Below are 22,553 nucleotides of genomic sequence, written 5' to 3'. Positions count from 1 at the left end.
CAGATAATGTTGTTACTTGATACCAAATGTCCTTTCCCTGCCTTCCTCCAATGCCTGCTCCGAGGCACGAAAGTTCCCTTGGGCTATCCGCTTGGTTTGCTCATGCTTGGCCAACACGGCATTGGCAAGGGTATTGATCGGCAATGCCCCCTCTCGGCAGGCTTCGGCGGCATTGTGTGGCAACAGGACGCTGCACGGCACACCGTCGATTTCCATAAAGAGGTGGTCGCCTTGAAGCACGGGATTGGCGAGCCTTGCGTTCAGTTGTTCATCGGGATAAGGCTTGTATAGCTGTCTGGCAGGTGTTTCTTCTTGCTTGTCAAGAGCTTCTTGCCCGGCCTTGTTGAGCAGGTTCAAGCCGCCCATGCCTATCAATACCATTTTCAGCAAGGGATTACGGACGAACATGCCCAGCAATATGGAAGCGACGGGCAACAGACTGTCCTTTACCCCGAAAGATTTCGTATGACCGGTGAACAAGCCTATCAGCACATCGGGGAGCATGGAAACCACATAGCCCAGGTTCTTGCCCACGCCGTCCAGCCCGTCCAACCCGAATGTCCTCAGAAAGGAATCCCAACCGCTCTCATTGGTCTGTTGCTGGTTTTCGTTCTGGCCGCTTTCCGGTGTTTGTTCCTGTTGCGGTTGTTGTCCAGTGTGTTGTCCTTCGCTTTCCGATTGCACGGCTTCCGTTTTCTTCTTCTGCGCTTCTTCCTGTTCGACCAAGGTCCGGAGGTATTCCTCCTCATGCCCAGGCGCGACAATCATTGGCACGTCCTTGTAGCGTTCGTCATCGCGCTTGTTTTCCGGGATAAATGATTTCAGATCCATATGGGGTAGTTTGTATTGTTCCGAATAATCCGCCCATAACGGTTTTTCCGTGAGGATGCCCATGGGCTTTACCAGCCGGCTGTTGACGGAAAGCACATAGTCATTCTCGTAGGAAACGATTTGCTTCCCTTTTTGGCGGAAGCCCGTGAACACGTTGCCTTCCGCACCGAACACGCCACGACTGATGCACTCTTCTACGGTCGGCACTTTTACGCCTCCTTTTTTATCGCCGTCGATATACCGTTCCACACCGTAGGAAACAGCTTCCAGCCCCAAAGTCCCCGCCAGTGCTGTCCATGAGGTGATGCCGCCCGTGGCTGCGGCATCCGCCACGAGGGAAACGCCACGTCCGGCTGCCCTTTCTCCTTTGGACGGCTTGTAGGCGGCTTCGCTTCTTGCGTCGATTTCCTGTTGCAGGGGAGATTTCATCAGGGAGTCGGCGAAACCGAACAGGCTGCCCTCCATACCCTTGCGCAGCACGTATTCCACCGATGACTTGGGCATCCGCTCGGCCACCATGTGGTCTATCATCAGCTGTTCCATGCGGTAGTCCACATAGGCGAAAGCCAGGTCGCCCCCTAATCGGGCAGAGAGGCTGTCATACCGTTCCCTGCCTATCTCGGTCACGACCGCATTGCGCCATTCCCCGGCAAGCAGGGTAAGGTCGGAGGCGATGTCCTCGTTTCCGGCAATCCTTTCCCTGCACATCTCCACATAATCCTCGGCGGTCTTGCTGTTCCATTCTCCCGTGAGCCGCAGGTGTCGGAGCGTGTTGTCGGGCATTCCTGTGGTTCCGTTTGCAAGACTGCCCAGCAGTCCTGCCGGACTCATGGCGTATTCGCTTGTCTCCTCAGCCTTTTTCTTTCCGATGTAGTCCTTTACGTCCTGCATGACAGCCACCATATAAGTGTCGAAGTAACTTTGCAGGCAGTATTCCACCTCGGCGAACCGTCCGTCATGTCGTATTCCATTGCTCATGTGATGTTCAGTTGTTTCATCAGTTGTTCTCTTGTCTGTTCTATTGCGTGGCGGCAGGCCTCCATCTGCTTAGGGTAGTATTTCTCCAGCATCGCGTCCTTGGCTATCTCATCGCGAATGAAGCCCACCGCCGTCTGCCGGTTGATTTCCACCGAGGCTTCCCCGTCCTCTTTGTTGTTGAACCAGGCCTTCGTCCACCACCTCAGTCCGGCGCGGTCGGGATAGACGGTCACTAATCTGGGTATGTCGAAACTGCGCACGTCAATCTCTAAATCCGCCAGCGGGTCGGTGACGCCGATGGCGGCTACCGCTTCGTCAAGTCTTTTTTTTTACCGTTTCCGTCCAACGTGGAGAGGAACACCCCGTGACGGAACGCCAAATAGTCCAGAAAGTCGCTTATCAACAGGTTCTGCACCTTGGCGGCGATGGGCATGGAGCGATTGCCGATGCCGAGCGGGTTGGCCAATGAGGGTATCACCTCGTAGAAATAGTTACGGACGGCCGAGAGTGAGAAGATGTTACGCAGCGATTGGGCGGTATGCTCCGGCACACGGTACAACCCGCGTCCTATTTCAGACAGGTAGTCCGGGTAGAAGCGCAGCATCAGTTCCTCCACCTCATCCTGGTCATCGTCATAGTCTGTGGGGATGTCCATTTCGATGGTCTCAAAATCGGGCATCCCGGTATGTCCTTGTTGCCGCATCATTTTCAGGTTGCCGTACAGCATGGTCAGGAAGTCTATGGGATTGATTTCCTCACCGTCGTACCTTACCTCCATATGTAACAGGTTTCCGCTGATGGCCAGAATGTTGCCGGCTTTCACCTTGGCTCCGAATGGGGCCATCGCCCTTGCCAAGTGGGCGTATGTCATTTCGTACTTGCCGTAGCGTGTCGTCAAGGACAACCCGTGCGTGGAGTTGCTCCCGATACCGCTCACGATGCCGTCTGCCACAGCTGCCAACAGGTAGCGGTTCGTGGCGAAATCCACACCGTGATGGAAGAATTTCCCGCCGGTCTTGGGATGGGTCTGTTCTCCGTAACCCAAGGCCAGCCTCACTTCCCCGTCGCGTTCCTCGAACGGCATGCAATAGCCGCTTCGCGATGCGAGGTTCATCTCTTGCGTATAACTCATATTTCCTGTCATTGCCAATTCAATTCTCCATTTCTAATTCTTAATTTATCTTCTCCTTCCTCCCTGCCGTTCCTGCGCTTCTTCCGGGTTTTGTGTTGCTGGTTGCATCCGTTCCACCTTGGAGTTGTTGCCAATCAGCATCATGCCTAGCAGGAGGCCGCCGATCTTGCCTAACCAGCCGAAACGTCCGAACACCAACAAGGCGGAAGCCACCAAGCCGAGCATTCCCAAGCCCGACACGTTTCCTTTCCCCAAGTTGGAGAAGAAATTGCCGAACATATCCAAGCCGTTCCCACCGGTCAGGTTGCCTAAGAATGTTCCGATGCCTCCCCATGTCTGGTTCATGGTAGAAACGCCCTCCTTTACCCCTTGTAGTGCTTCACCTGCCCGGTCAACAGCCTGTTCCACTTTTTCGGCGGCTTCCCCTGCCATCTCCATGCCCTTGTCCACTGCTCCCTCGCCGACCAGCACGTCGGCCACGGTGCGTACCACCGGCTTGTCGTTCACGATGTTCTCCCACGCAAGGTAGCCCATGCCGCCTCCGACAACAGCCGTTTTGGTGGCATGGCCTAATCCGGCTAGGGTGCGTTGGGGATGCACTACCGCACCGCCTAATGAGCGGGTGGCGGAGTTGTTGACCAGTTTTTTGCCAAAACCCAGTATTCTTGCCCATCCTGCCATATCCTATACTTATTTTGTAGTTGTTTCCATCCGTTTATAAATCTCCGTTTCTTCTCCATCTGCGCATGGCGGCACGGGCTATTTCCGCCTTGTCCGCTTTCTGCGGCCTTGCCCCTTCATCGATGGTCGCCCACACATCGGCCAGCGAGGTGTATTTCACCGCCAATGTCAAATGGCGCAGTTTCCGGTTCATCGCTTTCAGCTTTGGCCGGATGCCGAACACCAATTCTATCCGTTGCTTCTCGGTCATCTTGGTGTCACTCAGGCATACTTGCCGGATGTCGTTCACGATTTCCACGCTGCCCAATATCAGCTCTTGGTAGATGCGGTTGCGGTTCGGGGTGAGTGCCACAGCAATGGCGTTTCCCGCATGGCTGCGCAATTGGTCGTTCAGGCTCCCCATATTTTCGGCCAGTTTGCCTACCTCGTGGTAGAAGCCGTATATCTGTGCAGCATAGCTGATGATGTCGCGGAAAGAATCGAGGTAGTCGTTGAACTTCCGTTGGATGTCCGTCGTGCCTTCCACTTCCTCCCGTGTCCAGATATGCCCGGTGGTCTGCATCAGCATCGCCCGCTCCTGTGCTTTCAACTGGTCTTCCGCCTTTTCGGTATAGAGGTACACCATCCCGGCCAGGGTCGGGTCGATTTGTGCCTTTAATTGCAACGAGCAAACAAGCAGCAAGCCCATTATCACGATGTGTCTCATTATCCCTGCCATTCTTAATTCTTCATTCATCATTTTTCATTCTTCATTGGATAGTCCTTGCCGCCCTTCGCCATCTGTTCAATGCGGCATGGGCTATCTCACTGTTGTCGCGGTCAATCATGCCTGCCGTGACATTGTTCCACACGTCCGTCATCGTATAGTATCGGATGCTCAGGTAAAGCTGGTGCAGTTTCTTGCTGAATGCGTCCAGCCGGTCGGACAAAGCCCAAAGGGTTTCACTCCGTTCCGCTCCGGTCAGCATATTCTGCGGGCCGCCTGTGGCCACGGCATTCCTTAGCAGCGTGTAAACCGAAACCAACTCCGTGGCCGTTTCGATGTAGAGGTTGTTCATGTTCATCGTGGCGACAATGCCCTGCGGATTATTGGTGATGGCCTTGCGCAGCTTGCCGAGGGTAATGAAGATGCGTACCCCGTCTTCATAGAGGGTGGTGGCGGCTTTCAATGAGGAAGCATAACCTTCCACCGTTTGCAGGTAGTCGCTGTACTTCCGCTCCCATTCACGGATGCGGTTGAACTCGGCAGCAATGGTGTTCTGCAACACCGCCGTCTTGGTCTGACCATCCACCTGCTCTTGTATCTGGCCGTTGATGGCCTCGTTGCCTTCCGCCAAGGCCAACCATTCCAAAGGATTGGTCTGCACAAATTGCGCTTGTGCCCGAATACTGGAACACAATACTAATACGATGGTCATCAATATCTTAGCGGTTCGTAATTTCATAGATTCCCTTTCTCCGTTTGTTCAATTCCACCCGTCCACGGATGACAGGCACCAGGTCATTGTTCATGTCCATGCCGATGATGTCAAGCTGGGGCGTGGTGCGGTCGCCCGAATGGACGCTCACGGTTTTCAGTCCGCAAAGCTGTTGCAGCAGGTTGCTCCTCTCGGCGAAATCCACCACCCGGTATAGTTCCACATAATCGCTGCTCCGGGTAATCACCCCGTGCTCGTATATCAGTTGTTCGTCCGTAATGCGGTAAATCATGCGTTTAAGGTAGATAAAACGGTAAGCCAAGACCAACGACATGGCCACTGACAACCAAAGCAACAATCCCTTGAACAGCATTCCGTCCATCCCGGCACAAGCGTAACCGCACAGGTCGAGCGTCAGCAACGGCAGGTTGTCGATAAAAAACTGCAACGTCCGTGGCCGCAGTTGCAGGGTGTTGGGTCGCGTAAATGGCTGTTGTGAAGTAGTTTGTGTCATCGTCTGAATCGGGTTTGTCGTTCTTCCGTATTTTCTTGTTCCTTATCCTCATCCATCCGTTTGCCTATAAGTTGGTCGTTCCAGTCCTTGTAGCCCTCGCTGGGTGGACGGTAGTCAATGCGTCCTTTCTCCAAGCCAAGTTCCTTGCAAATAGCTTCAAAGTCAAATGTGCGAACGTCCAGTTCCGTCCTTCCGTATTTCCCGGTTAGGTCAGTCACCACCAAGGTGTCTTTCTTCGTCATGTGTGAGTTGAATACCCGTCCGTTCATCTGCAAGGCGAAGTTCACGGCATAGAGCTGTCCCGCCTGGTCGCGGTCGAAGCAGAGGTGGTGGTTGGCATCAGGGGTCTGTTCCTGCATCCCGGCAAACTGCCTGATGCTCGGCGTGCCTCCCGTGGAAACGAATACGGCGTTTCCCAAGTCGGCGTATGCCACAGTTTCCTTCTTTTCGATTTGGTAGAACGCCATCGCATCGAAGGCACTCTCAAACCAGTACACGTCTTTCACGCCTGACAACGGAATGTTGAAACCGACATCACTGCGGTGGCTGTTCAGCTGGGCTATCCACATTCCCTTGGTGGCGTTGCTCCCTGCCGCCATGCCCTTGTAGGCGGTCTTGCCCTCGGCATTGGGGCGGCTGCGTTCTTCCAAGCCGACAATCTGTTTGCCCGGCCATGCGGGCAGTGACAATGGAAAAGCGAGGTTGGTAAATACCTTGCCGTCCGTCCGGTGCTTGGAGGCAAGGAAGAAATGACTGCAAAAGGCGCGTTGGGTGTCAAGGTCAATGCCCCGGTTCTTGAAATAGGGATAGAACTTTTTCTGGCTCTCCCAATCGTCCATGCGGAAGGCTTGCAGGTCGTATTCATCCATGTCAAACGGTTTGCCCTCCTTGCCAGGGTTGAATATCCTTGTTTCACGGATTTCTTGCGGCTCGTTCAACAGACGGCGGCATACGAGGTTGACCAACCGGTCGGCGGACATCCCCGGAGTGTAATCGGCAAAGAAGTGGGGATGTTCCTTGATGAAGGAAATGACATTGTAATTCTTGCGTTCGGGCGGCTGGAAACAACAGAAGCCGTTGGCCGTGACGATGAACTTGTCTCCTCGCACACGCCGCCCATCGCTGTCAATGCGCACATAAGACGGATAGCGCAGGCCGTCACGGCGGTTCAGCCGATAGCCTGCGTCCACCAACAGTTCCTGTATGCTCAGCCTCCTCTTGTAATCCTCGTAAGTCAGTTCTGCCATGATTGGTTCTCAATTCTTCATTCTTAATTTTTCGCTCTTCGTTGAATCACATTCCATGTCTCATTTCATGCTGCATCCGTTCCGTGTTCACGGCTGCTTCATAATTGCGTGCCGCCACGTCCATAGGGGTGTCCACTCCGGGCTTGAAGTAACACCGGGGAGGCGGTGGAGGGCCATGCCTTTCCAGGTAAATGTCGGGGCGTGGTCCACGGCCCAGTTCGCCCATGACGGCTACGCCCGCCAACAAAGCCGCCCCAATTTTCGTTCCCAACGGCACGTTGTCCCTCGACTTCATGTCCACTTCCCCGAATATCTTGGAAAACAGTTTTAGGCGGTGGTAGTCATCAATGGCCATGAACTTGTCATATTGCTTCTGGGTGATTTCGTGGCTCACGGCTTCGCCGTCTATGACGGCGGTCATGCGGTACTTGCCCTCAGTTTCGGTGGGTTCTACCCGTATCTCGTCCACGGTCACCTCCCGTCCATGCCGGCCCTCTCGGAACCAGCCCTTGTCCGGGTTGATGTAGGCGAGGTCGTTACCGTACATCACCACCGTTCCCTTGGGCAGTACCCTTTCTTCAGGCTCTACGTACAGGCCTTCATTGACATATTGCCCTTGCCCGCCTTGCTCTATTTGCCCCACTTGGGAAAGCTGGCGGTCCAAGTCTTCCTTGACCGCCGGATGCAGTTCGATGGCAATCATCTTGTCACTATTCAACATGTCCATTGTGATAGGTGCGGAAAAATCCTCCTTGATGATGCCATTAATGATTTCCAGCCGTTTTTCCACCGGCACATCCTGTGCAGAGTTGTTAGTCAAAGCTGCCAATTCTTCGTCTTTCAGGTCATACTGCAAATCGGCAGAGACGGAGGAAGACTGTATGGTCAGCGTCTTGCGCTCGGAATCTATGAGTATGCCGTGGCTCGCTAAGCATTCCTGCCATTTCTCGTTGGTGAAATAGACGGGGGAAGTGATGAGCGTGTGGTAAGGCTTGGCCGGTTCGGTGGGTCGTGGCTTGGGTTGCAAAGGTGTGATGACCGTTTCCAGTTCCTCCAACACATCCTGTCCGGCTACTGTCGTGGTGGGTTGCCCCTTGTAGTAGAAACCATAACCGCCGCTTTGCAGTTCTCCGGGTTTCATGCGTCCGTCGGGGCGGTTAGGCACTATCGGTGCGCCGGGAAAATAGAGGTTGCCGCCTATGCGCCGCAGGTGGAAGCCGTCCTGCTGCCGGGGTGTCCAGCCGAGAAAACACGCTCCCCATGGGTGGCGGTACATGGGATGCGCCCAACCTGATCGTCCGTATTCACCAGCGCCGATACGGTAGCCGTGTAAGCCCATGGCCACCCGTCCGTTGGCATTCCGTGCGTGTACGAAATCCCTGGGCAGGTCGAAGTCCGCCGCCACAATACTTGCGAAGGTGTTATAGCACTTTCGGTTTGCGTAATTCGTACCCCAGTCGGTCAGTGCTTGCAGCTGTTTTTCGGTGATGGGATAGGAAAGCAACGGGGAATCATGTCCTTGCACAATCAGGACAAAACCCTCGCTGCTTCCTGCTATATGCCCCCTCATGCCGTTGCGGGCCAGCAGGTCTCGCATCTCCGGCGGCAGTTCCAAAGGGCGTGGGTTAGTGTTCTTTCGTATGCTCATTTCATATTGTTGTCATGCGGTTATATGCTCATCAGGCATCGCCGTAGGCGAGTGCCGTTTCCATCTCCTCCTGCTTCATGTCGAGGAAGCGCAAGGCGGTGTCGTCGTCCATTGGCAGGTCACGCAGGCGGCAGTACTTTTCGTATTCTGTTCTCCACTCCCTCGAATGGTACCATACATAGTCTTTCCAACCGTACTCACCGCTTTGCACCTTTTCCACGAGGGTCTCTTCCGGATAGTATTCTTCCTTTGCCATGATGCCTTACATTTTGGGAGTGTTGGCGTTCTGCATCCTGCGCTGGCTGCTCCGCTTCAACTCGTTCCACATTTCTTCGGTGTAGTCGTCCTCATGCACATAGTCAAGTCCGCCTTCGCCGTCTGCCACCCAGCAGCCGAAACAGCCGAAGTTATACTTGTCCCACTCGCGTTTCGCTTCCTGTTTCCATTGTACGCCGTCACCCACACATACCAAGATGCCGGTCGGCTCGTTCAGGTCAATGCCGATGGTCATCAGGTCGTCGCCCTCAGCCACGGTTAGCGGTTCGCCCACTTGCAGGCAGTTGATTTCCGCATGGGAGAGGTGGAACTCGTCGGCTATGATTTGCAGGTTGCGCCCGATGACGGGCGTGGGTACGGAGAGGATTTGCTTCGTGCCGGAATCGATCTGGTGGAATGCCTGCACGGGATTGTCGTTGTTGTCCTGCATCGGTGCGATGACTGCCTTTCCTTCCAGCAGACGTTGTTTTTGTTCTTCGCTGAAACGCTCCAGCCGGCTTTCTACCAGTACTGGGTAAAACAACACGTCGGCTGTGCCGTCCTCACGCCGCACCAACGAGAAGCGAGTTCTTGCATGGATGGTGTTGCCTTCCGAATCATCCGCACGGATGGGCAAAACGGGTGAGCGGCGGCCTGATTGGATGGCTTGCAGTACATCCACCGGCAGGTCACCAACCATCTCCCTTGTCAGCCCGAATTGTTCGAGAGTACCGTAGGGTACTTCCTCTTCCGAGAATTTGTATCTGTTCATTCGTCCAAATTATAGTTGTTACACTTGGACAAATGTAAGGCGGTAGAATGAAGCAAAGTAAAAGCTGGGCAGAAAAATGCTCAGATTTTGGTTTATTTATAGCTGAAGAGAAAAATCATACTGTCAATCAGACTCCAAACGAAGAATGGGGCTTCCCGGCATGAACGTGCCTTGGGAAGCCCCATTCGGGTATAGGTGGTTATGTTTACAGGTGCAATTAGGACTTTTCAGCCTTGGCTGCCACATACATTTGGTTTCTGCTGGTTGGGGTGTCGGGTTCTGTCATTGACAGCAAACCTTCCGCAATCAAGGGAGAAATATACACTCGCTTGAAGTTTACCCTGTCTTTCAAATTGAGCAAATTCATTATTTCCAAAAAGCTTTTGGGCTCTTTGCAGAAATCCAGTATTAACGCTCTCATCAAGTCCTTCTTGATGGGTTTTCTTGATGGGTCTTTCTTGATGGGTCTTGCCGATGGGTAACGTCAACACCACATAGTCGGGTTGCACTTCCTCGGTCAGCTTTGACTTTATAGACACTCTAAGTCCGATTCGTAGGTCTGATTCCCTATAATATCTTATAATATGACCATTCTCATTGCCATTCTTCCCTTTATACGCATCTACATATTACTTTTGTGCCATGAAAAAGTCATGGCTATTACTCACTTTATCATTCTGTTGCTTGTCCTTACAAGCACAGTTCCATACCATTGCATATAGCAAGCCACTGTACAAAATGCAGGGAGTGGTCGAGCCTACAGAAACAAAATGCCTCCCCGGAGATGGAGAGGCAGACAAACTTGTTTCCTTTACTTCGATGGCAGGGAAACAGCCAGATGAAATGCGGAGCCATTGGATAGGCTGTTATATGAGCGTGTCTTACCCTTTGAAGAAAATCATAGTCACTTCACCTTTTGGAAGGCGCAAAGATCCTTTTACAGGCAAACGTAGCAACCACAAAGGGTTGGACTTGCGGGCAAACAGCGAGGAGGTCTATGCCATGATGCCTGGCGAGGTCATAAAAGTATCTTCTGATAAGCGTTCTGGCAATTACATTGTCCTCCGTCACGGTGACTACACCGTCAGCTATTGCCATCTTTCAAAGACATTGGTAAAGAAAGGCGCACAGGTCTTACCAGGAGAAGTAGTGGCTATCAGTGGCAACACGGGGCGTAGTACCGGTCCGCACTTGCACATCACCGCCAAATACGGCAAGAAGCACATTGACCCGGCCATCTTGCTTCAGTTGATTAAGGAAACCCGTGAAGAAGCATTGGCACGTCTGGCAATCGGCTGAGCTTACTTTCCATTTCCTTTTAAGAACTGCTCGTAGTCATATTCATTCATCCCCGGCTTATAGGTCTTTTCCGACAAGAACATCCTTGCTATCAGGAACGGCCAGAACACGGGTATCAGCCACATGACCGCCCGGTTGATATTTGAATTTCCATGGCTTTTCCTGTTATACCTGCGCCCCGGATGCCTCTCATAATATATTCCAATCGGTATCACAATGTACCGCCACACTATCAACAATAATCCGGCCCATTCCAACCCGAACAGGCACAACCCGATGGCAACCAACCAGAAAGCGGTTGTCTCCGGCGATAGGAAATGCCTTAGCATTTTCCCGCACAATTTCAAAAGAATATAGGCAAAAGCCAGTAATACAATGTACTCCATACCTTTGATTATTAGACTACTAAGTTAAACAATCTTTTCCATTTATGCAAGAAATCCTGCTTGTATTTTGCCTTTCTCCTTAAAGATATTTCTGTTGATTTTCTCGCGCAAAATTAAGGCAAATATGACTTGTACCTCTCTCGACGAGTGTCACTGATTGATGAAAGGGAGAGAAAGTGCTCGTATAAACGGTTGATGGAACAGATTGAACGTGAGCTACCGACCTTGTGTTAAGCATTGGTTGTACAATGCTGTAATCCTTTTGATGAAAAGTTCCAGAAAGTAAAAAATATATTATATTTTAATGTATTCAGCAATGAACACTTTATACATGAATGGCCGGATAAAGAAAATGCCACTCCTTGTTCCTGATAACAGGAATAGGGAATGGCATTAGTCGTTTAATATAAGCAGGATTATTTGATTAATTCTTTGAGGTCTCTCATCAAATTTGCCAGTCGCCGTTCGGCTTCTGCGTCCGTACATTCGGAAAGAGTTTCTTGCGGGTTACCTGCAGCTTGATATTTTGACAGCCAACTGTCTTCAAATACGCCACATGGACTAACCATCAACGGTATTATTTTTGTACCGTTCTCTTTGGCTTTCTTGAACAAAGGAGGAAGTTCTTTTCCACGGATATAGTCTGATGCCATGAAAGAGGCGGACACAAGGCAGATAGCGATTGTCGAACGCTCCAGGGCGTCGGATATTTCCTTATCCCATTCGTCACTGGCCTTGAGCTTTTGGTCGTCCCATTCTTCAAAGTCATAATAGCTTTCCAGGCCTTTCAGGTGCTTCTTTAGCTTTTCCAGCCATCTGGTGTCATCGTGCGAATAGCTTATAAAGATATGGTGTATTCCAGTATCTTTTTTTATGACAGTTCCTCTTGTTTCCATAATTGACGTTTTTTTATTTGTGTATTCATTTATATCAATGTCTAAGTAATCCAAGTGTCTTTTCACGGCATTGTCTATGGAACAATTTTCTATCGGATTTCCTTTTATCCTCAACAATCTCAACTTCCAGGCTTCCAGTCCTATATGAATGGAGGTCAATTGGTTGTATGTCAAGTCAAGCGATTCTATATTATGCAGTTTCTCAAAATCGACCGCCGTCAATCTGTTGTGACCGGCTATCAGGCACGTTATCGAAGAGTCATAAAACTGTTTCGGTAAAGCGGTAATGCTATTACAATAAAGATTGAGTGTCCTTAAATTCGGCAGTTTGAACAAGGCACTTTGCAATGTCTTGATCTCGTTTTTAGACAAGTCGATGGTTTTCAACTTCCTTAATTTTAAGATGTCTTTCGGTATGTTCCGTATTTGATTGCCGCTTAGTGTCAGTTTGGTCAAATTCGTATAAAGAAAAATATTTTCGGGAATTTCAGTCAGTCCAAGGTTGGATAAGTTCAGTTTAGTGACCTGTTTTATCGTTTTTCCTGTTATTTCTATTGGATAATCCATGATTTTTTATAATTTTGCAGTGTCGGACTATGGGGGTAGCGACATTAAACAAGCGGATGTTCCGTGCAAATTCAGGAGAAGGTGTACGGATTCATATCTGGTAAGGGCTCATCCAGCGGAAGACCCGTATTTTCCGGTGAGAAACCCTCAACGGGATTGGAGGAAACCTTTTCATTCATCCGCAGCTTCGGCATCCCACTATCATTACATTAATGTAATATTCCGTGTCCTGACTTATTCTCCGTTTTCGGTAGCGACAAGGACACGTTCAGCAAGACAGCCACCTTTAGGGGTGGCTTTTCTTGTGTTGAGCCACGTGCCATGCCTCATGTGGTAAATGCCGTTCTTGGACAGGAGCCGCGTGGATGTATGTTCCTTGCGTATATGCCAATGCCTGCACGGTGGCAGGCTTGTCGGAATTGTAATGCACACGCACGTCATCCTTTGAAAAGCCTGGAGAGGCTTTCGATGCCCGTTTTCAGGTTGTCAGGCATATCTGTTTCGTTTTTTTGGTTATCATATTATTCTCTTTAATGGTTGAATTTAATGCAATAATAACAAATAAAGTGGAGATGTAAAAATAGCATCAGATAAACTTCGGGACTATTTTAAATTCACCGTCTTTGTTATGCCAGGGAAGACGGTCAACCGGGCTGTCCCGCCATTGCTTATCTCCACATTCGTGTACCGTGCCTCCACTACTACCTTGCCGTCCAGCCTGATGATGCCCCATTGACGGGGATTGGTTTCCACGACACAATAGTTGCCCACGGGGTTCTGTATGCTGCGGTAAATGGGCGGCACGATGACGCGGCTGCCTGCTCTCAGCCCCCATTTCAATCCCGATTGGAACGGAACGGCATCTTGTATTTTAGCCAGTCGCATCTGCTGTTTCTTTTCTTTTTCCCGTTGATGGTCCGCTTTCATCTTAGCGGCTCTCGCCTCGGCTTCCGCTTTCAGTCGTGACACCGCCACATCAAAATCCTCGTCTTGTGTCTTTGGGTGCTCGCAGGCGATGTATTGCTTCTCCTTGCCGTCCATGGCATGGTAGTAATTTCCCTTTCCGTCCGTAATCACGATGCTGCCGTCTACCAGTTCGCCGCAGAATCCATAGTATTCTTCTTCGTCATTCGCCAGGATGCACACACAATCCTGATGAAGGAAAGCATCCTCGCTGTCTATGTGTCTGAACTTACAGTTGTCAGCCAGACCAGTGTAAATCCGCAAATAGAAGCCCCGTGGCACCAAGTCAAAGCTGTTTATTCCCAACGGACTCTTATAGACATGCTTGGTGCGGCTGTAATACACCATTCCGACCCTCAGCATCTCAATCCTCCCATATTTCAGCACTTCCGGTTTCCCGTTATACAGCTTGGATGTTTTCAAGTCGATGTAGAATGTATGTCCGGCATTGTCCGTCACGGCACCAATGTCGTCTGGCAGGAATTTCATGTAGCGGTATCGGTTGAGTTTCATCCGTATGTTCCCGTTCCCATCCACGATGCCGACCCGGTTGTCTTCGAATCTTACGGCTGCCCGATTGTCTTTCACGTCAAATACGGTGCGGTATTGCGCTTTGGCGGTAATGGTCTGTCCTTGCTTCAATCCCCAAAGCCCACTTTGACGGTCTTTATATGGTTTCAGGGCTTCTGCTTGCGAAGCGTTATTATCAAACAGGGAAGAACCGCTTTGCAGGTAATCCATCAACTGTCTGTGCGATACAATCGTCTCCAGCAAACCGTCCGCATTCAAAGCCTCGTCTTTCTCTTGCCCGGCAGCCATACAGGAAACATTTCTTGCGTTTGCGGTTGGATAGCCTTTTCCTGCCAACCGTCCCTCGAACATGGCCTGCCAGTCCCGATAAGCGGTTGGTAACCCGAACAGACGATACAGCCCCACGTTGTCTATCAACATGCAGGTTTCCTTGCCGTCCGTCTTGCGCAGTCCCCGTCCTACCTGTTGCAGATATTTTGCAAGCGAAAGGGTAGGCCGAGCCATTTGCACGAACTCCACGTCCGGGCAATCGAAGCCCTCGCTGAACACATCCACGTTCACCAACACTTGAATCTTACCCTGTCTGAAGTCCTCCACCATTTGCTTGCGCAGCTTGGCTGGCGTCTTGCTGTCAATAGCGACGGCATTCACACCTTTATTATTATAGTATTCGGCGATGTTCCGTGCGTGGCTGATGCTGACAGCATACACGATGCCTTTCTTGCCGTCGGCATATTGCCGCACGCTTGCATACAACCGCTCGATGCTTGGCCGTCTGTTCAGCACGGTGTCCATTTCCTTCACCTGAAAGTCCCCGTCCGCGCCCCGTTTCTCTAAACAGTCTATCAACCGCTGGTCTTCACTATTCGGGCGTATGGACACGTAGTCAAAAGCGGAGAGCCACCCTTGACGAATGAAGTCCGCGATGCTGTCTGATATTATCAGCGTGTCAAACAAGTCCGTGAACCCCTTGCGGTTCAACCGGCAGGGCGTGGCCGTCATCCCCAGCTTCCTGGCATTCGGATACCGCAGCCACAGTTCTTTATAACTTTCTGCAAGTGCATGGTGCGCCTCGTCTATTACAATCAGGCTCGGATTATCACCCTTCACGTCCTCCCAATGCCTTGATAGCCACTGGATGGACATCACCTTCACTCGTCCGTCCTCTTTGGATATGCCGTAACGTGCCACCGTCTCCACTATCTGCTCCACAAGTTCCCGACGATGAGCGACAATCCACACGCATTGGTATTGCCCTTCTTTCAAATGGTCATAAATTACCGAAGCAAGCAAGTGTGTTTTGCCTGTTCCTGTGGGCATCTGAATCATGATACTTGAATGCTGTGCCCATTCAGAAAAGAGAAAATGTTTAATGGTATGTTGGTATTTACGCAACATGATGATGAGCTATAGCTAAAAAGAGAGCGTTACTCATTGTTTTAACTTCTGACAATACGCTGTGGACCACGTTTTATTTCAAGCACACCCTGAAATACAGTCCCACCGACCAATACTTTCCGTCATACAGCGAAGCCGTCAGATTGATGCGGTCTTTCCACACGGCATAATTGCCACCCACGTTCACCACACCGTCATAATATTCACCCATCAGGTTCAGACCGTTCAATGCCTTTGTCCAAAAGCCGTCTCCTTGTCTGTTGAAACGGAAGTTGGCACCAAGAGTAAAACCATGGTCATTGTCAAAATCCAATCCGTCAAACTGGATGACCGAGGCATGTATGCCAAGCGTTCCCCAGCGTTGGAAAATGAAATGCTTGGTGGCGGCAAGATAGAAACGGGTCAGATGATTAGTATTTTCGTCAGCATTGTCAAATGTAATATTTCCACCTCCATGGTCAGAATGACTGCCAGGGTCATTGGCTCCCAATACAATTTGGGGAGTCCATAACTTCCACCAGCCTTCCTTCCATGCCCTCAACCGGAAGTGAAAAGAACGGTCCTGATTGACGAACTTACCTAAAGTCTGTTGCGGCCAACCGGGAACGCCTTTTACTAACGTACAAGTGTATGCCACTTCCAGCCATGGAAAGAAAGTGATATTCAGATAATAATTATAGGTATAAGGATTATATTCCTTATGGCTGTTCCAATAACCACTGCGATAGATATTTTGGTCTATCATGCTTCCGCCTATCAGGATGGTCTTGTCTTTCTGCATTTCAGCGGTAGGAGCATGGAGCAGTCCGGTTGTCCCATACATAGCCTGAGCATGGATCTTGCCTCCCATCACAAGGAGTAAAAGGAAGTATATTATCGGCCATGTTTTCTTCGCATAGCCTGTTGCGACTATGTTGATTGCATTTGAATGAAATGCACATTTACTGATATATTTCATTAGAGGAGAGGTAATATTATGTTATTGCCTCCCTCTAAATAGCGTTTATTTTAGCTTGACTCTTATTTTATCCGTGTATTACCTGTTCTTGTACATCTCGTCGTAATACCGCTGGTAGTCGCCACTCGTCACGTTGTCCATCCACGCTTGGTTGTCAAGATACCAGCGCACCGTCTTCTCGATACCCTCCTCAAACTGCAGGCTCGGTTCCCAGCCCAGCTCCTTCTGCAGCTTCGTGGAGTCAATGGCATAGCGCATGTCGTGGCCCTTGCGGTCGGTGACATGCGTGATCAGGTCCATGTCCTCGCCTTCCTTGCGGCCCAGCAGCCGGTCAACGGTCTTGATCACCACCTTGATGATGTCGATGTTCTTCCACTCGTTGAAGCCGCCGATGTTGTATGTCTCCGCAATCTTGCCTTTATGGAAGATCAGGTCAATGGCACGTGCGTGGTCCTCCACGTACAGCCAGTCGCGCACGTTCTCGCCCTTGCCATACACCGGCAGCGGCTTGCGGTGACGGATGTTGTTGATGAACAGCGGGATCAGCTTCTCAGGGAACTGGTACGGGCCGTAGTTGTTCGAGCAGTTGGTCACGATCGTCGGCATGCCGTAGGTGTCGTGGAAGGCGCGCACGAAGTGGTCCGAGCTGGCCTTGCTTGCGCTGTACGGACTGTGCGGGTTGTACTTGGTCGTCTCCACGAAGAACTTCTCTCCGTAGGCCAGATGGTGCTTGCCCGACGATGCCTTGGTCGTGAACGGCGGCTCGATGCCCTCGGGGTGCGTCATCTCCAGTGCGCCGTACACCTCATCGGTAGAGATATGGTAGAACCGCTTGCCCTCATAGCCCTCGGGCAGGCTCTCCCAGTAGAGCTTCGCGGCCTGCAGCAGGCTCAGCGTACCCATTACGTTCGTCCGTGCGAAGGTAAACGGGTCCTTGATCGAGCGGTCCACGTGGCTCTCGGCGGCCAGATGGATGATGCCGTCGATGTGATGCTGTTCCATCAGCTGCCTGATCGTGTCGAAGTCGCAGATGTCAGCCTTCACGAAGGTATAGTTGGGCTTGTCCTCGATGTCCTTGAGGTTGGCCAGGTTGCCCGCATACGTCAGCTTGTCGAGGTTGATGATGTGGTAGTCGGGATATTTGTTGACAAACAGGCGGACGACGTGTGAGCCGATGAAGCCCGCACCGCCCGTGATCATGATGTTTCTCTTGTATTCCATTGTATGAGTTTGTTTAATGGTTAGACATTAGTGTTTCAGCGCGCCCATATTCTCCATGCACTTCCTCAGCGAGTCGGTCCAATAGGGAATGTTGATGCCGAAGGTCTCCTTGACCTTCGTCTTGTCCAGCACCGAGTAGGCCGGACGCTTCACGGGACTGGGGAACTCGTTGCTGTGGCAGGGCCGGATGTCACACGCCGTGTGGCCTGCCAGCTCGGCTATCTTTTTAGTGAAGTCGTACCACGAGCACACGCCCTCGTTGCTGAAGTGATAGATGCCCGCCTTGCTGTAGCCCGTCTTGGGAGCCTCTGCGGCATAGTCGTCCAGCACGGCCCTGATGGCCAAAGCCAGATCGTAGGCGTAGGTCGGCGTGCCGGCCTGGTCGAACACCACATTCAGCTGCGGCTTCGTGGCCGTCAGGTTCAGCATCGTCTTCACGAAGTTGTGTCCGAACTCGGAGTAGAGCCAGGCCGTGCGGAGGATCACGTAGTCGCAGCCCACGCCCATAATGTTCTTCTCACCTTCAAGCTTTGTTGCTCCATATACGCCAGTGGGTGTGCCTTTCTGGTCCTCCCGGCAGGGCGTGTTGTACGGGTCACCGCCGAACACATAGTCGGTGGAGATCTGAATGAGCAGTCCGCCCACCTCCTTCATCGCCTCAGCCAATATCTTGGGAGCGTCGGCGTTGAGCTTACGGCACAGCGCCTCGTCGCCCTCCGCCTTGTCCACGTTGGTATAGGCCGCACAGTTCACGATGCAGCCGATGCCGTTGTCCTTCACCATGCGGTGCACGGCCTCCGCGTCCGTGATGTCGAGGATCGTCGTCTCCACACCCTCGGGGGCCACTACGTCGGTAAATACATATTGATAGTCCGTATCCTTGCTTACGATGCGCATCTCATTGCCTAGCTGGCCGTTTGCGCCTGTCACCAGAATGTTCATTACTTGTTCCTCCATCTTATTATTTATTTTTATACTCAAACGGACTTTCGAAGTCCTTCAGCAGTGGGTGCCTCGTGTCCTTCTCGCTCAGGATGGCGTGGACGGTCGGTATGCGCCAGTCGATGCCCAGTGAGTCGTCGAGGATGCTGATGCCGCCGTCGGCCTCGGGATGGTAGAAGTTGTCGCACTTGTACTGGAACACGGCCGTGTCGCTCAACACGGCGAAACCGTGGGCGAAGCCCTTCGGGATAAAGAACTGCCGGTGGTTGTCCTCCGTCAGCTCCACGGCCACATGCTTGCCGTAGGTGGGGCTTCCCTTGCGGATGTCCACCGCCACGTCGAGCACCGCGCCGCGCACGCAGCGCACCAGCTTGCTCTGGGTGTAGGGCGGACGCTGGAAGTGCAGGCCGCGCATCACGCCATACGACGACATGCTCTCGTTGTCCTGCACGAACTCCACGTGACCTACTTTCTCATCGAACTCACGCTGTGAGAAGCTCTCGAAGAAATAGCCCCTCGCGTCCTTGAACAGGCGCGGCTCGATGATCACCACGCCCTCTATCGCTGTCTTGATTACTTCCATGATTCTTTTTCCTTTCCTGTTATCCTATTAATAATTGCCTTTTAAAAGTTCGGATTTCCCGTCCGTTCCACCTCGTCGATCACCTGCAGCAGGTACTGTCCGTACTGGTTCTTCAGCATCGGCTGTGCCACCTCGCGGAGCTTGTCCGCCGTGATCCATCCCTTGCGGAAGGCGATGCCCTCCAGGCAGGCCACCTTCAGGCCCTGCCGCTTCTCGATCACCTCGATGAAGGTGCTGGCCTCGCTCAGCGAGTCGTGCGTGCCCGTGTCCAGCCAAGCAAAGCCGCGTCCCAGCGTCTGCACCTTCAGCTCCCTGTCCTCGAGGAAGCGCTGGTTCACCGTCGTGATCTCCAGCTCGCCGCGTGCCGACGGCTTGATGGTCTTTGCCACGTCCACCACCTTGTTCGGATAGAAGTACAGTCCCACCACGGCATAGTTGCTCTTGGGCTTCTCCGGCTTCTCCTCGATGCTCAGGCAGTTGCCGTCACGGTCAAACTCGGCCACGCCGTAGCGCTCGGGATCGCTCACCCAGTAGCCGAACACCGTGGCCTTCCTGTCCTCCTCGGCCGTGCGGACGGCTTCCTGCAGGAGGTTCACCAACCCGCTGCCATGGAAGATGTTGTCGCCCAGTACGAGGCAGACCGAATCGTCACCGATGAACTTCTCGCCGATGATGAACGCCTGTGCCAGTCCGTCGGGCGACGGCTGCTCGGCGTACTCCAGTCTTACTCCGAAGTTGCTTCCGTCACCCAGCAGGCGCCTGAACGAGGGCAGGTCCGCCGGGGTGGAGATGATCAAGATGTCGCGGATTCCCGCCAGCATCAGCACCGAGATCGGATAATAGATCATCGGCTTGTCGAAAATGGGTATGAGCTGCTTGCTGATACCCTTGGTGATAGGATACAGACGTGTACCGCTGCCACCGGCCAATACAATTCCTTTCATAAACTGTTGTTATTTATATGGTTATCTCTTATAGTTCTTATATATTTCAGCCACTTGGTCGGTTATCTTTTCCCTATCTTATTTTGTACATATAGTAAACTGATATGCTCAATAAGGAACTATCATATAAAGGCATTTTTGTTTGATTATTACAAAAATAAAACAGCTTTTAAAAGTCAATGATAGCAAGATGTTTCTTCATAAATTGTTATCTTTGCATCGATGAAATCATTCTTTCGTATAGTCCTGTCTTATCTTTCGGCTGTGGTACTTATCCCCATAGCCTTGATAGCCAAGTTGTTTAGGAAATAAGAACGTTTATCCCAAATCGGTCATTAGAGATTTTTACTGACAAATTGTAAGTAAGCGTTTGCTTATATAGCTAATTATATTGCATGACGCTTAATTTTTGCTGTAAAAAATAGTAGAAGCATGACAAAAAGAAAGAATGTTTTTCTAATGACCGATTTGGGGTTATTTCCCAAAGGGATTCTTGTATATACCCAGCAATTGCTTGGTGAAATAATAGAAGAATTGCATATCATCGACGAAATAGCGTCTGAACAGACGTTTGGGTTCCTTGATCACCCGATACAGCCATTCCATTCCGCATTTCTGCCAAATCTTTGGTGCCCGTTTCAATGTTCCAGCTTCGAAGTCAATGGTAGCACCCAGAGCCATGAATACCTTTACTCCAGGCATCTTATCACGATATTTCATAATCCACTTCTCTTGCTTTGGAGCACCCACACCAACGAGCAGTACATTTGCACCACTCTCGTTCACGATGCGAACCAACTCCTCGCATTCATCCTCATGCTTCTCGAAACCAAAGGAAGGAGAATGAGCACCAACCACCATCTGGCGCCCCACCTTCTCATTGATGCGCTCCATTGCCTTAACAGCAATACCCTCCTTGGCACCAAGCAAGAAGATTTTGCAGTCAGCATCATTCTTATGATACATATAATAAGAGGTGAAGAAGCTGGAACCCGGAATTGCTTCCTTGATTGGAGTCTTCAACAACTTACCGAATAGGTAGAGAATCTTACTGTCACACACCACCCATTCCGACTTCTGATACACATCATAAAACTCCTTGTCCTTCTGAAGCTTAATCAGATGGTCAAGGTTAGGAGTCACAAGAACACCCTCCTTCAGGTTCTCCAAGAGTTCCTGACGAGTCATGTTCTGTATATCTATATTTAATACTTTTACTATTTCCATAATTGATTAATTACTATTCACAAAAATTGTATTATTATGCCAAAAGAATCTCAATCATTTCATCTGAAGATTTACACTTAAAATTTTTTATCAAATCTTTATGTTCAGATTTTATAAGATAAACATCTTGAAGATTTTCCAATAAATTATATCGCAAATATAACTTTTTTGCTTTAGGATATATCAATGAGTTGTAAAACAATATACCCATCTCAGACATAGAAAGCCCCGATTGTAAAAAAGCAGCATAACGTTTAAAGCGTTTATTCACATCCGCCATTTTCACAATTCGTTCATTACCTTCAAAATTATTACGAACCATTACCAGAATATCTATTTTTACTTGATCCATATATTTTAGGATATTATACAAGTGTCTACAATAATGCCCAATAGTAGAGGAGTAATGAATAAAGTATAAGATATAAATTGCCTTACATTTGTTCAACTCATCAACCTTTAATTTTACTCTTTCAAAATGGATTTCACGAAATCCTATATTAGCGACTGCAAGATCTTCAGAGTAGTTTTTCATAATTCGTTTTCTATCTTCCTTTTGGGTAGCATACGGCAACTCATTATTAGGTTTGAGATTAATTTTGAAAGAATCCCTTTCACAGAAGGAATATAGTTTTTTTAAGACTAAATATGCCTCATAGAAAAAGTTATTGCCCGAAGCATGAATTTTATCTTCACACAATTTGTGATTATCATCAAATTTGGCATCATAAAAGTCAGCACTTAGCTTATCTTTTATCCTTTGTTGTGATGCTAATAAAGCAAAGAACGTGTTTTCAAATTCCTTTATGGAATCCAGTATACGATCTTCCCTTCTGAACTTAGATTGGTTTTCAAGTTCTTTATTTTGCATTTTAATTGCAGAAAAATACAAGAACACACCAGCAAGAGCCCACAAAGAGCCTATGACACCACCCATAAAATCGCCTACTTGCCCTGTTATTGCCATCTCATCGTTTGAAAGATTTCCACCAATCTTATAACTTGACGAAAGACATATTACAAACACAGACATAACTAAAAGCCCTAGAGCAGTGATTATATAAGCTAAAATTTCTAACTTAGAATCACTACTGTCCCGTTAAAAATGGGAATTGGTCTTTGAAATAATTGAAATATAGTCTTTTACAAGCATTTTTAAGGT

At 50.2% G+C, this 22,553-nt stretch carries 23 protein-coding genes and 1 pseudogene; 1 reads left to right on the top strand and 23 read right to left on the bottom strand.

Annotated features, from left to right (window positions below; translation table 11 throughout):
- Nucleotides 1-12: 12 nt before the first annotated feature.
- The 12 genes from H6B30_RS14145 to H6B30_RS16695 form a co-directional block, all read right to left on the bottom strand.
- Nucleotides 13-1,809: a hypothetical protein gene (locus H6B30_RS14145; protein WP_205111712.1), complete on the bottom strand. Its 1,797-nt coding sequence runs from the start codon at nucleotides 1,807-1,809 to the stop codon at nucleotides 13-15.
- A complete protein-coding gene (locus H6B30_RS14140) occupies nucleotides 1,806-2,090 on the bottom strand; it encodes a hypothetical protein (RefSeq protein WP_205111722.1) in 285 nt (94 codons plus the stop codon). Before H6B30_RS14140 ends, H6B30_RS14145 begins: the two co-directional genes overlap by 4 nt.
- 23 nt (nucleotides 2,091-2,113) lie before the next feature.
- Nucleotides 2,114-2,941, bottom strand: a complete 828-nt coding sequence (locus tag H6B30_RS14135) for a M23 family metallopeptidase (RefSeq protein ID WP_205111710.1) — start codon at nucleotides 2,939-2,941, stop codon at nucleotides 2,114-2,116.
- A 45-nt stretch (nucleotides 2,942-2,986) separates the two neighbouring features.
- Complete coding sequence (locus tag H6B30_RS14130; protein ID WP_205111708.1) at nucleotides 2,987-3,622, bottom strand: antitoxin; 636 nt, start codon at nucleotides 3,620-3,622, stop codon at nucleotides 2,987-2,989.
- 34 nt (nucleotides 3,623-3,656) lie between these two features.
- Entirely contained in the window at nucleotides 3,657-4,328 is a 672-nt protein-coding gene (locus H6B30_RS14125; protein WP_013619365.1) for a hypothetical protein, read from the bottom strand.
- A 43-nt stretch (nucleotides 4,329-4,371) separates the two neighbouring features.
- Nucleotides 4,372-5,067 (bottom strand): hypothetical protein, encoded by a 696-nt coding sequence (locus H6B30_RS14120; RefSeq protein WP_205111706.1) that lies wholly within the window; start codon nucleotides 5,065-5,067, stop codon nucleotides 4,372-4,374.
- Complete coding sequence (locus H6B30_RS14115; RefSeq protein WP_205111704.1) at nucleotides 5,048-5,554, bottom strand: PH domain-containing protein; 507 nt, start codon at nucleotides 5,552-5,554, stop codon at nucleotides 5,048-5,050. The genes H6B30_RS14120 and H6B30_RS14115 overlap by 20 nt, the downstream gene beginning before the upstream one ends.
- Nucleotides 5,551-6,801: a toprim domain-containing protein gene (locus H6B30_RS14110; RefSeq protein ID WP_205111702.1), complete on the bottom strand. Its 1,251-nt coding sequence runs from the start codon at nucleotides 6,799-6,801 to the stop codon at nucleotides 5,551-5,553. Before H6B30_RS14110 ends, H6B30_RS14115 begins: the two co-directional genes overlap by 4 nt.
- Nucleotides 6,802-6,847: 46 nt before the next feature.
- Nucleotides 6,848-8,449, bottom strand: a complete 1,602-nt coding sequence (locus H6B30_RS14105) for a hypothetical protein (RefSeq protein WP_205102787.1) — start codon at nucleotides 8,447-8,449, stop codon at nucleotides 6,848-6,850.
- A gap of 31 nt (nucleotides 8,450-8,480) precedes the next feature.
- A complete protein-coding gene (locus tag H6B30_RS14100) occupies nucleotides 8,481-8,705 on the bottom strand; it encodes a hypothetical protein (RefSeq protein ID WP_013619360.1) in 225 nt (74 codons plus the stop codon).
- 6 nt (nucleotides 8,706-8,711) lie between these two features.
- Complete coding sequence (locus H6B30_RS14095; protein ID WP_205102785.1) at nucleotides 8,712-9,476, bottom strand: DUF4099 domain-containing protein; 765 nt, start codon at nucleotides 9,474-9,476, stop codon at nucleotides 8,712-8,714.
- A 217-nt stretch (nucleotides 9,477-9,693) separates the two neighbouring features.
- Nucleotides 9,694-9,843: a Fic family protein gene (locus tag H6B30_RS16695; RefSeq protein WP_338088571.1), complete on the bottom strand. Its 150-nt coding sequence runs from the start codon at nucleotides 9,841-9,843 to the stop codon at nucleotides 9,694-9,696.
- 275 nt (nucleotides 9,844-10,118) lie between these two features.
- Between H6B30_RS16695 and H6B30_RS14085 the strand changes: the two genes are divergently transcribed.
- On the top strand, nucleotides 10,119-10,775 hold the full coding sequence (locus H6B30_RS14085) for a M23 family metallopeptidase (RefSeq protein ID WP_205102782.1): 657 nt from the start codon (nucleotides 10,119-10,121) through the stop codon (nucleotides 10,773-10,775).
- A gap of 2 nt (nucleotides 10,776-10,777) precedes the next feature.
- On the opposite strand, the gene H6B30_RS14080 is transcribed toward H6B30_RS14085, so the two are convergent.
- From H6B30_RS14080 to H6B30_RS14030, 11 genes and pseudogenes are all read right to left on the bottom strand, one after another.
- Complete coding sequence (locus H6B30_RS14080) at nucleotides 10,778-11,161, bottom strand: hypothetical protein (protein ID WP_205102780.1); 384 nt, start codon at nucleotides 11,159-11,161, stop codon at nucleotides 10,778-10,780.
- A 416-nt stretch (nucleotides 11,162-11,577) separates the two neighbouring features.
- Nucleotides 11,578-12,624 (bottom strand): leucine-rich repeat domain-containing protein, encoded by a 1,047-nt coding sequence (locus H6B30_RS14075; RefSeq protein ID WP_205111698.1) that lies wholly within the window; start codon nucleotides 12,622-12,624, stop codon nucleotides 11,578-11,580.
- 307 nt (nucleotides 12,625-12,931) lie between these two features.
- A pseudogene (locus H6B30_RS14070) lies at nucleotides 12,932-13,136 on the bottom strand (eCIS core domain-containing protein); the annotation flags it as partial.
- 91 nt (nucleotides 13,137-13,227) lie between these two features.
- Entirely contained in the window at nucleotides 13,228-15,516 is a 2,289-nt protein-coding gene (locus H6B30_RS14065) for a DEAD/DEAH box helicase (RefSeq protein ID WP_205111696.1), read from the bottom strand.
- A gap of 73 nt (nucleotides 15,517-15,589) precedes the next feature.
- Nucleotides 15,590-16,366: a YjbH domain-containing protein gene (locus H6B30_RS14060; RefSeq protein ID WP_239484080.1), complete on the bottom strand. Its 777-nt coding sequence runs from the start codon at nucleotides 16,364-16,366 to the stop codon at nucleotides 15,590-15,592.
- A 186-nt stretch (nucleotides 16,367-16,552) separates the two neighbouring features.
- On the bottom strand, nucleotides 16,553-17,695 hold the full coding sequence (locus tag H6B30_RS14055) for a dTDP-glucose 4,6-dehydratase (RefSeq protein WP_205111692.1): 1,143 nt from the start codon (nucleotides 17,693-17,695) through the stop codon (nucleotides 16,553-16,555).
- Between the two features lie 27 nt (nucleotides 17,696-17,722).
- Nucleotides 17,723-18,637, bottom strand: coding sequence for a dTDP-4-dehydrorhamnose reductase (rfbD, locus tag H6B30_RS14050; protein ID WP_205111720.1), 915 nt, complete (start codon nucleotides 18,635-18,637; stop codon nucleotides 17,723-17,725).
- A 19-nt stretch (nucleotides 18,638-18,656) separates the two neighbouring features.
- Nucleotides 18,657-19,220, bottom strand: coding sequence for a dTDP-4-dehydrorhamnose 3,5-epimerase (rfbC, locus tag H6B30_RS14045; protein ID WP_205111690.1), 564 nt, complete (start codon nucleotides 19,218-19,220; stop codon nucleotides 18,657-18,659).
- Nucleotides 19,221-19,261: 41 nt separating this feature from the next.
- Nucleotides 19,262-20,164, bottom strand: coding sequence for a glucose-1-phosphate thymidylyltransferase RfbA (gene rfbA, locus H6B30_RS14040; RefSeq protein ID WP_205111688.1), 903 nt, complete (start codon nucleotides 20,162-20,164; stop codon nucleotides 19,262-19,264).
- A gap of 474 nt (nucleotides 20,165-20,638) precedes the next feature.
- Complete coding sequence (locus tag H6B30_RS14035) at nucleotides 20,639-21,391, bottom strand: WecB/TagA/CpsF family glycosyltransferase (RefSeq protein WP_205111686.1); 753 nt, start codon at nucleotides 21,389-21,391, stop codon at nucleotides 20,639-20,641.
- A gap of 34 nt (nucleotides 21,392-21,425) precedes the next feature.
- On the bottom strand, nucleotides 21,426-22,358 hold the full coding sequence (locus tag H6B30_RS14030) for a putative phage abortive infection protein (protein WP_205111684.1): 933 nt from the start codon (nucleotides 22,356-22,358) through the stop codon (nucleotides 21,426-21,428).
- Nucleotides 22,359-22,553: the final 195 nt, after the last annotated feature.

The organism is Marseilla massiliensis (genome assembly GCF_016899955.1).
GTDB classification, from domain to species: Bacteria; Bacteroidota; Bacteroidia; order Bacteroidales; family Bacteroidaceae; genus Prevotella; species Prevotella intestinigallinarum.
Note: the sequence above shows the minus strand (reverse complement) of the source record. Positions and strands in the feature narration are given on the sequence as shown.

Coding starts and splice junctions, on each gene's coding strand:
- H6B30_RS14030 (WP_205111684.1), bottom strand. CDS start 22,358: ATGGCAATAACAGGGCAAGTAGGCGATTTTATGGGTGGTGTCATAGGC.
- rfbA (WP_205111688.1), bottom strand. CDS start 20,164: ATGAAAGGAATTGTATTGGCCGGTGGCAGCGGTACACGTCTGTATCCT.
- H6B30_RS14145 (WP_205111712.1), bottom strand. CDS start 1,809: ATGAGCAATGGAATACGACATGACGGACGGTTCGCCGAGGTGGAATAC.
- H6B30_RS14085 (WP_205102782.1), top strand. CDS start 10,119: ATGAAAAAGTCATGGCTATTACTCACTTTATCATTCTGTTGCTTGTCC.
- H6B30_RS14130 (WP_205111708.1), bottom strand. CDS start 3,622: ATGGCAGGATGGGCAAGAATACTGGGTTTTGGCAAAAAACTGGTCAAC.
- rfbD (WP_205111720.1), bottom strand. CDS start 18,637: ATGAACATTCTGGTGACAGGCGCAAACGGCCAGCTAGGCAATGAGATG.
- H6B30_RS16695 (WP_338088571.1), bottom strand. CDS start 9,843: ATGAATTTGCTCAATTTGAAAGACAGGGTAAACTTCAAGCGAGTGTAT.
- H6B30_RS14075 (WP_205111698.1), bottom strand. CDS start 12,624: ATGGATTATCCAATAGAAATAACAGGAAAAACGATAAAACAGGTCACT.
- H6B30_RS14105 (WP_205102787.1), bottom strand. CDS start 8,449: ATGAGCATACGAAAGAACACTAACCCACGCCCTTTGGAACTGCCGCCG.
- H6B30_RS14120 (WP_205111706.1), bottom strand. CDS start 5,067: ATGAAATTACGAACCGCTAAGATATTGATGACCATCGTATTAGTATTG.
- H6B30_RS14095 (WP_205102785.1), bottom strand. CDS start 9,476: ATGAACAGATACAAATTCTCGGAAGAGGAAGTACCCTACGGTACTCTC.
- H6B30_RS14065 (WP_205111696.1), bottom strand. CDS start 15,516: ATGTTGCGTAAATACCAACATACCATTAAACATTTTCTCTTTTCTGAA.
- H6B30_RS14125 (WP_013619365.1), bottom strand. CDS start 4,328: ATGAGACACATCGTGATAATGGGCTTGCTGCTTGTTTGCTCGTTGCAA.
- H6B30_RS14115 (WP_205111704.1), bottom strand. CDS start 5,554: ATGACACAAACTACTTCACAACAGCCATTTACGCGACCCAACACCCTG.
- H6B30_RS14035 (WP_205111686.1), bottom strand. CDS start 21,391: ATGGAAATAGTAAAAGTATTAAATATAGATATACAGAACATGACTCGT.
- H6B30_RS14080 (WP_205102780.1), bottom strand. CDS start 11,161: ATGGAGTACATTGTATTACTGGCTTTTGCCTATATTCTTTTGAAATTG.
- H6B30_RS14060 (WP_239484080.1), bottom strand. CDS start 16,366: ATGGGAGGCAAGATCCATGCTCAGGCTATGTATGGGACAACCGGACTG.
- rfbC (WP_205111690.1), bottom strand. CDS start 19,220: ATGGAAGTAATCAAGACAGCGATAGAGGGCGTGGTGATCATCGAGCCG.
- H6B30_RS14100 (WP_013619360.1), bottom strand. CDS start 8,705: ATGGCAAAGGAAGAATACTATCCGGAAGAGACCCTCGTGGAAAAGGTG.
- H6B30_RS14135 (WP_205111710.1), bottom strand. CDS start 2,941: ATGAGTTATACGCAAGAGATGAACCTCGCATCGCGAAGCGGCTATTGC.
- H6B30_RS14110 (WP_205111702.1), bottom strand. CDS start 6,801: ATGGCAGAACTGACTTACGAGGATTACAAGAGGAGGCTGAGCATACAG.
- H6B30_RS14055 (WP_205111692.1), bottom strand. CDS start 17,695: ATGGAATACAAGAGAAACATCATGATCACGGGCGGTGCGGGCTTCATC.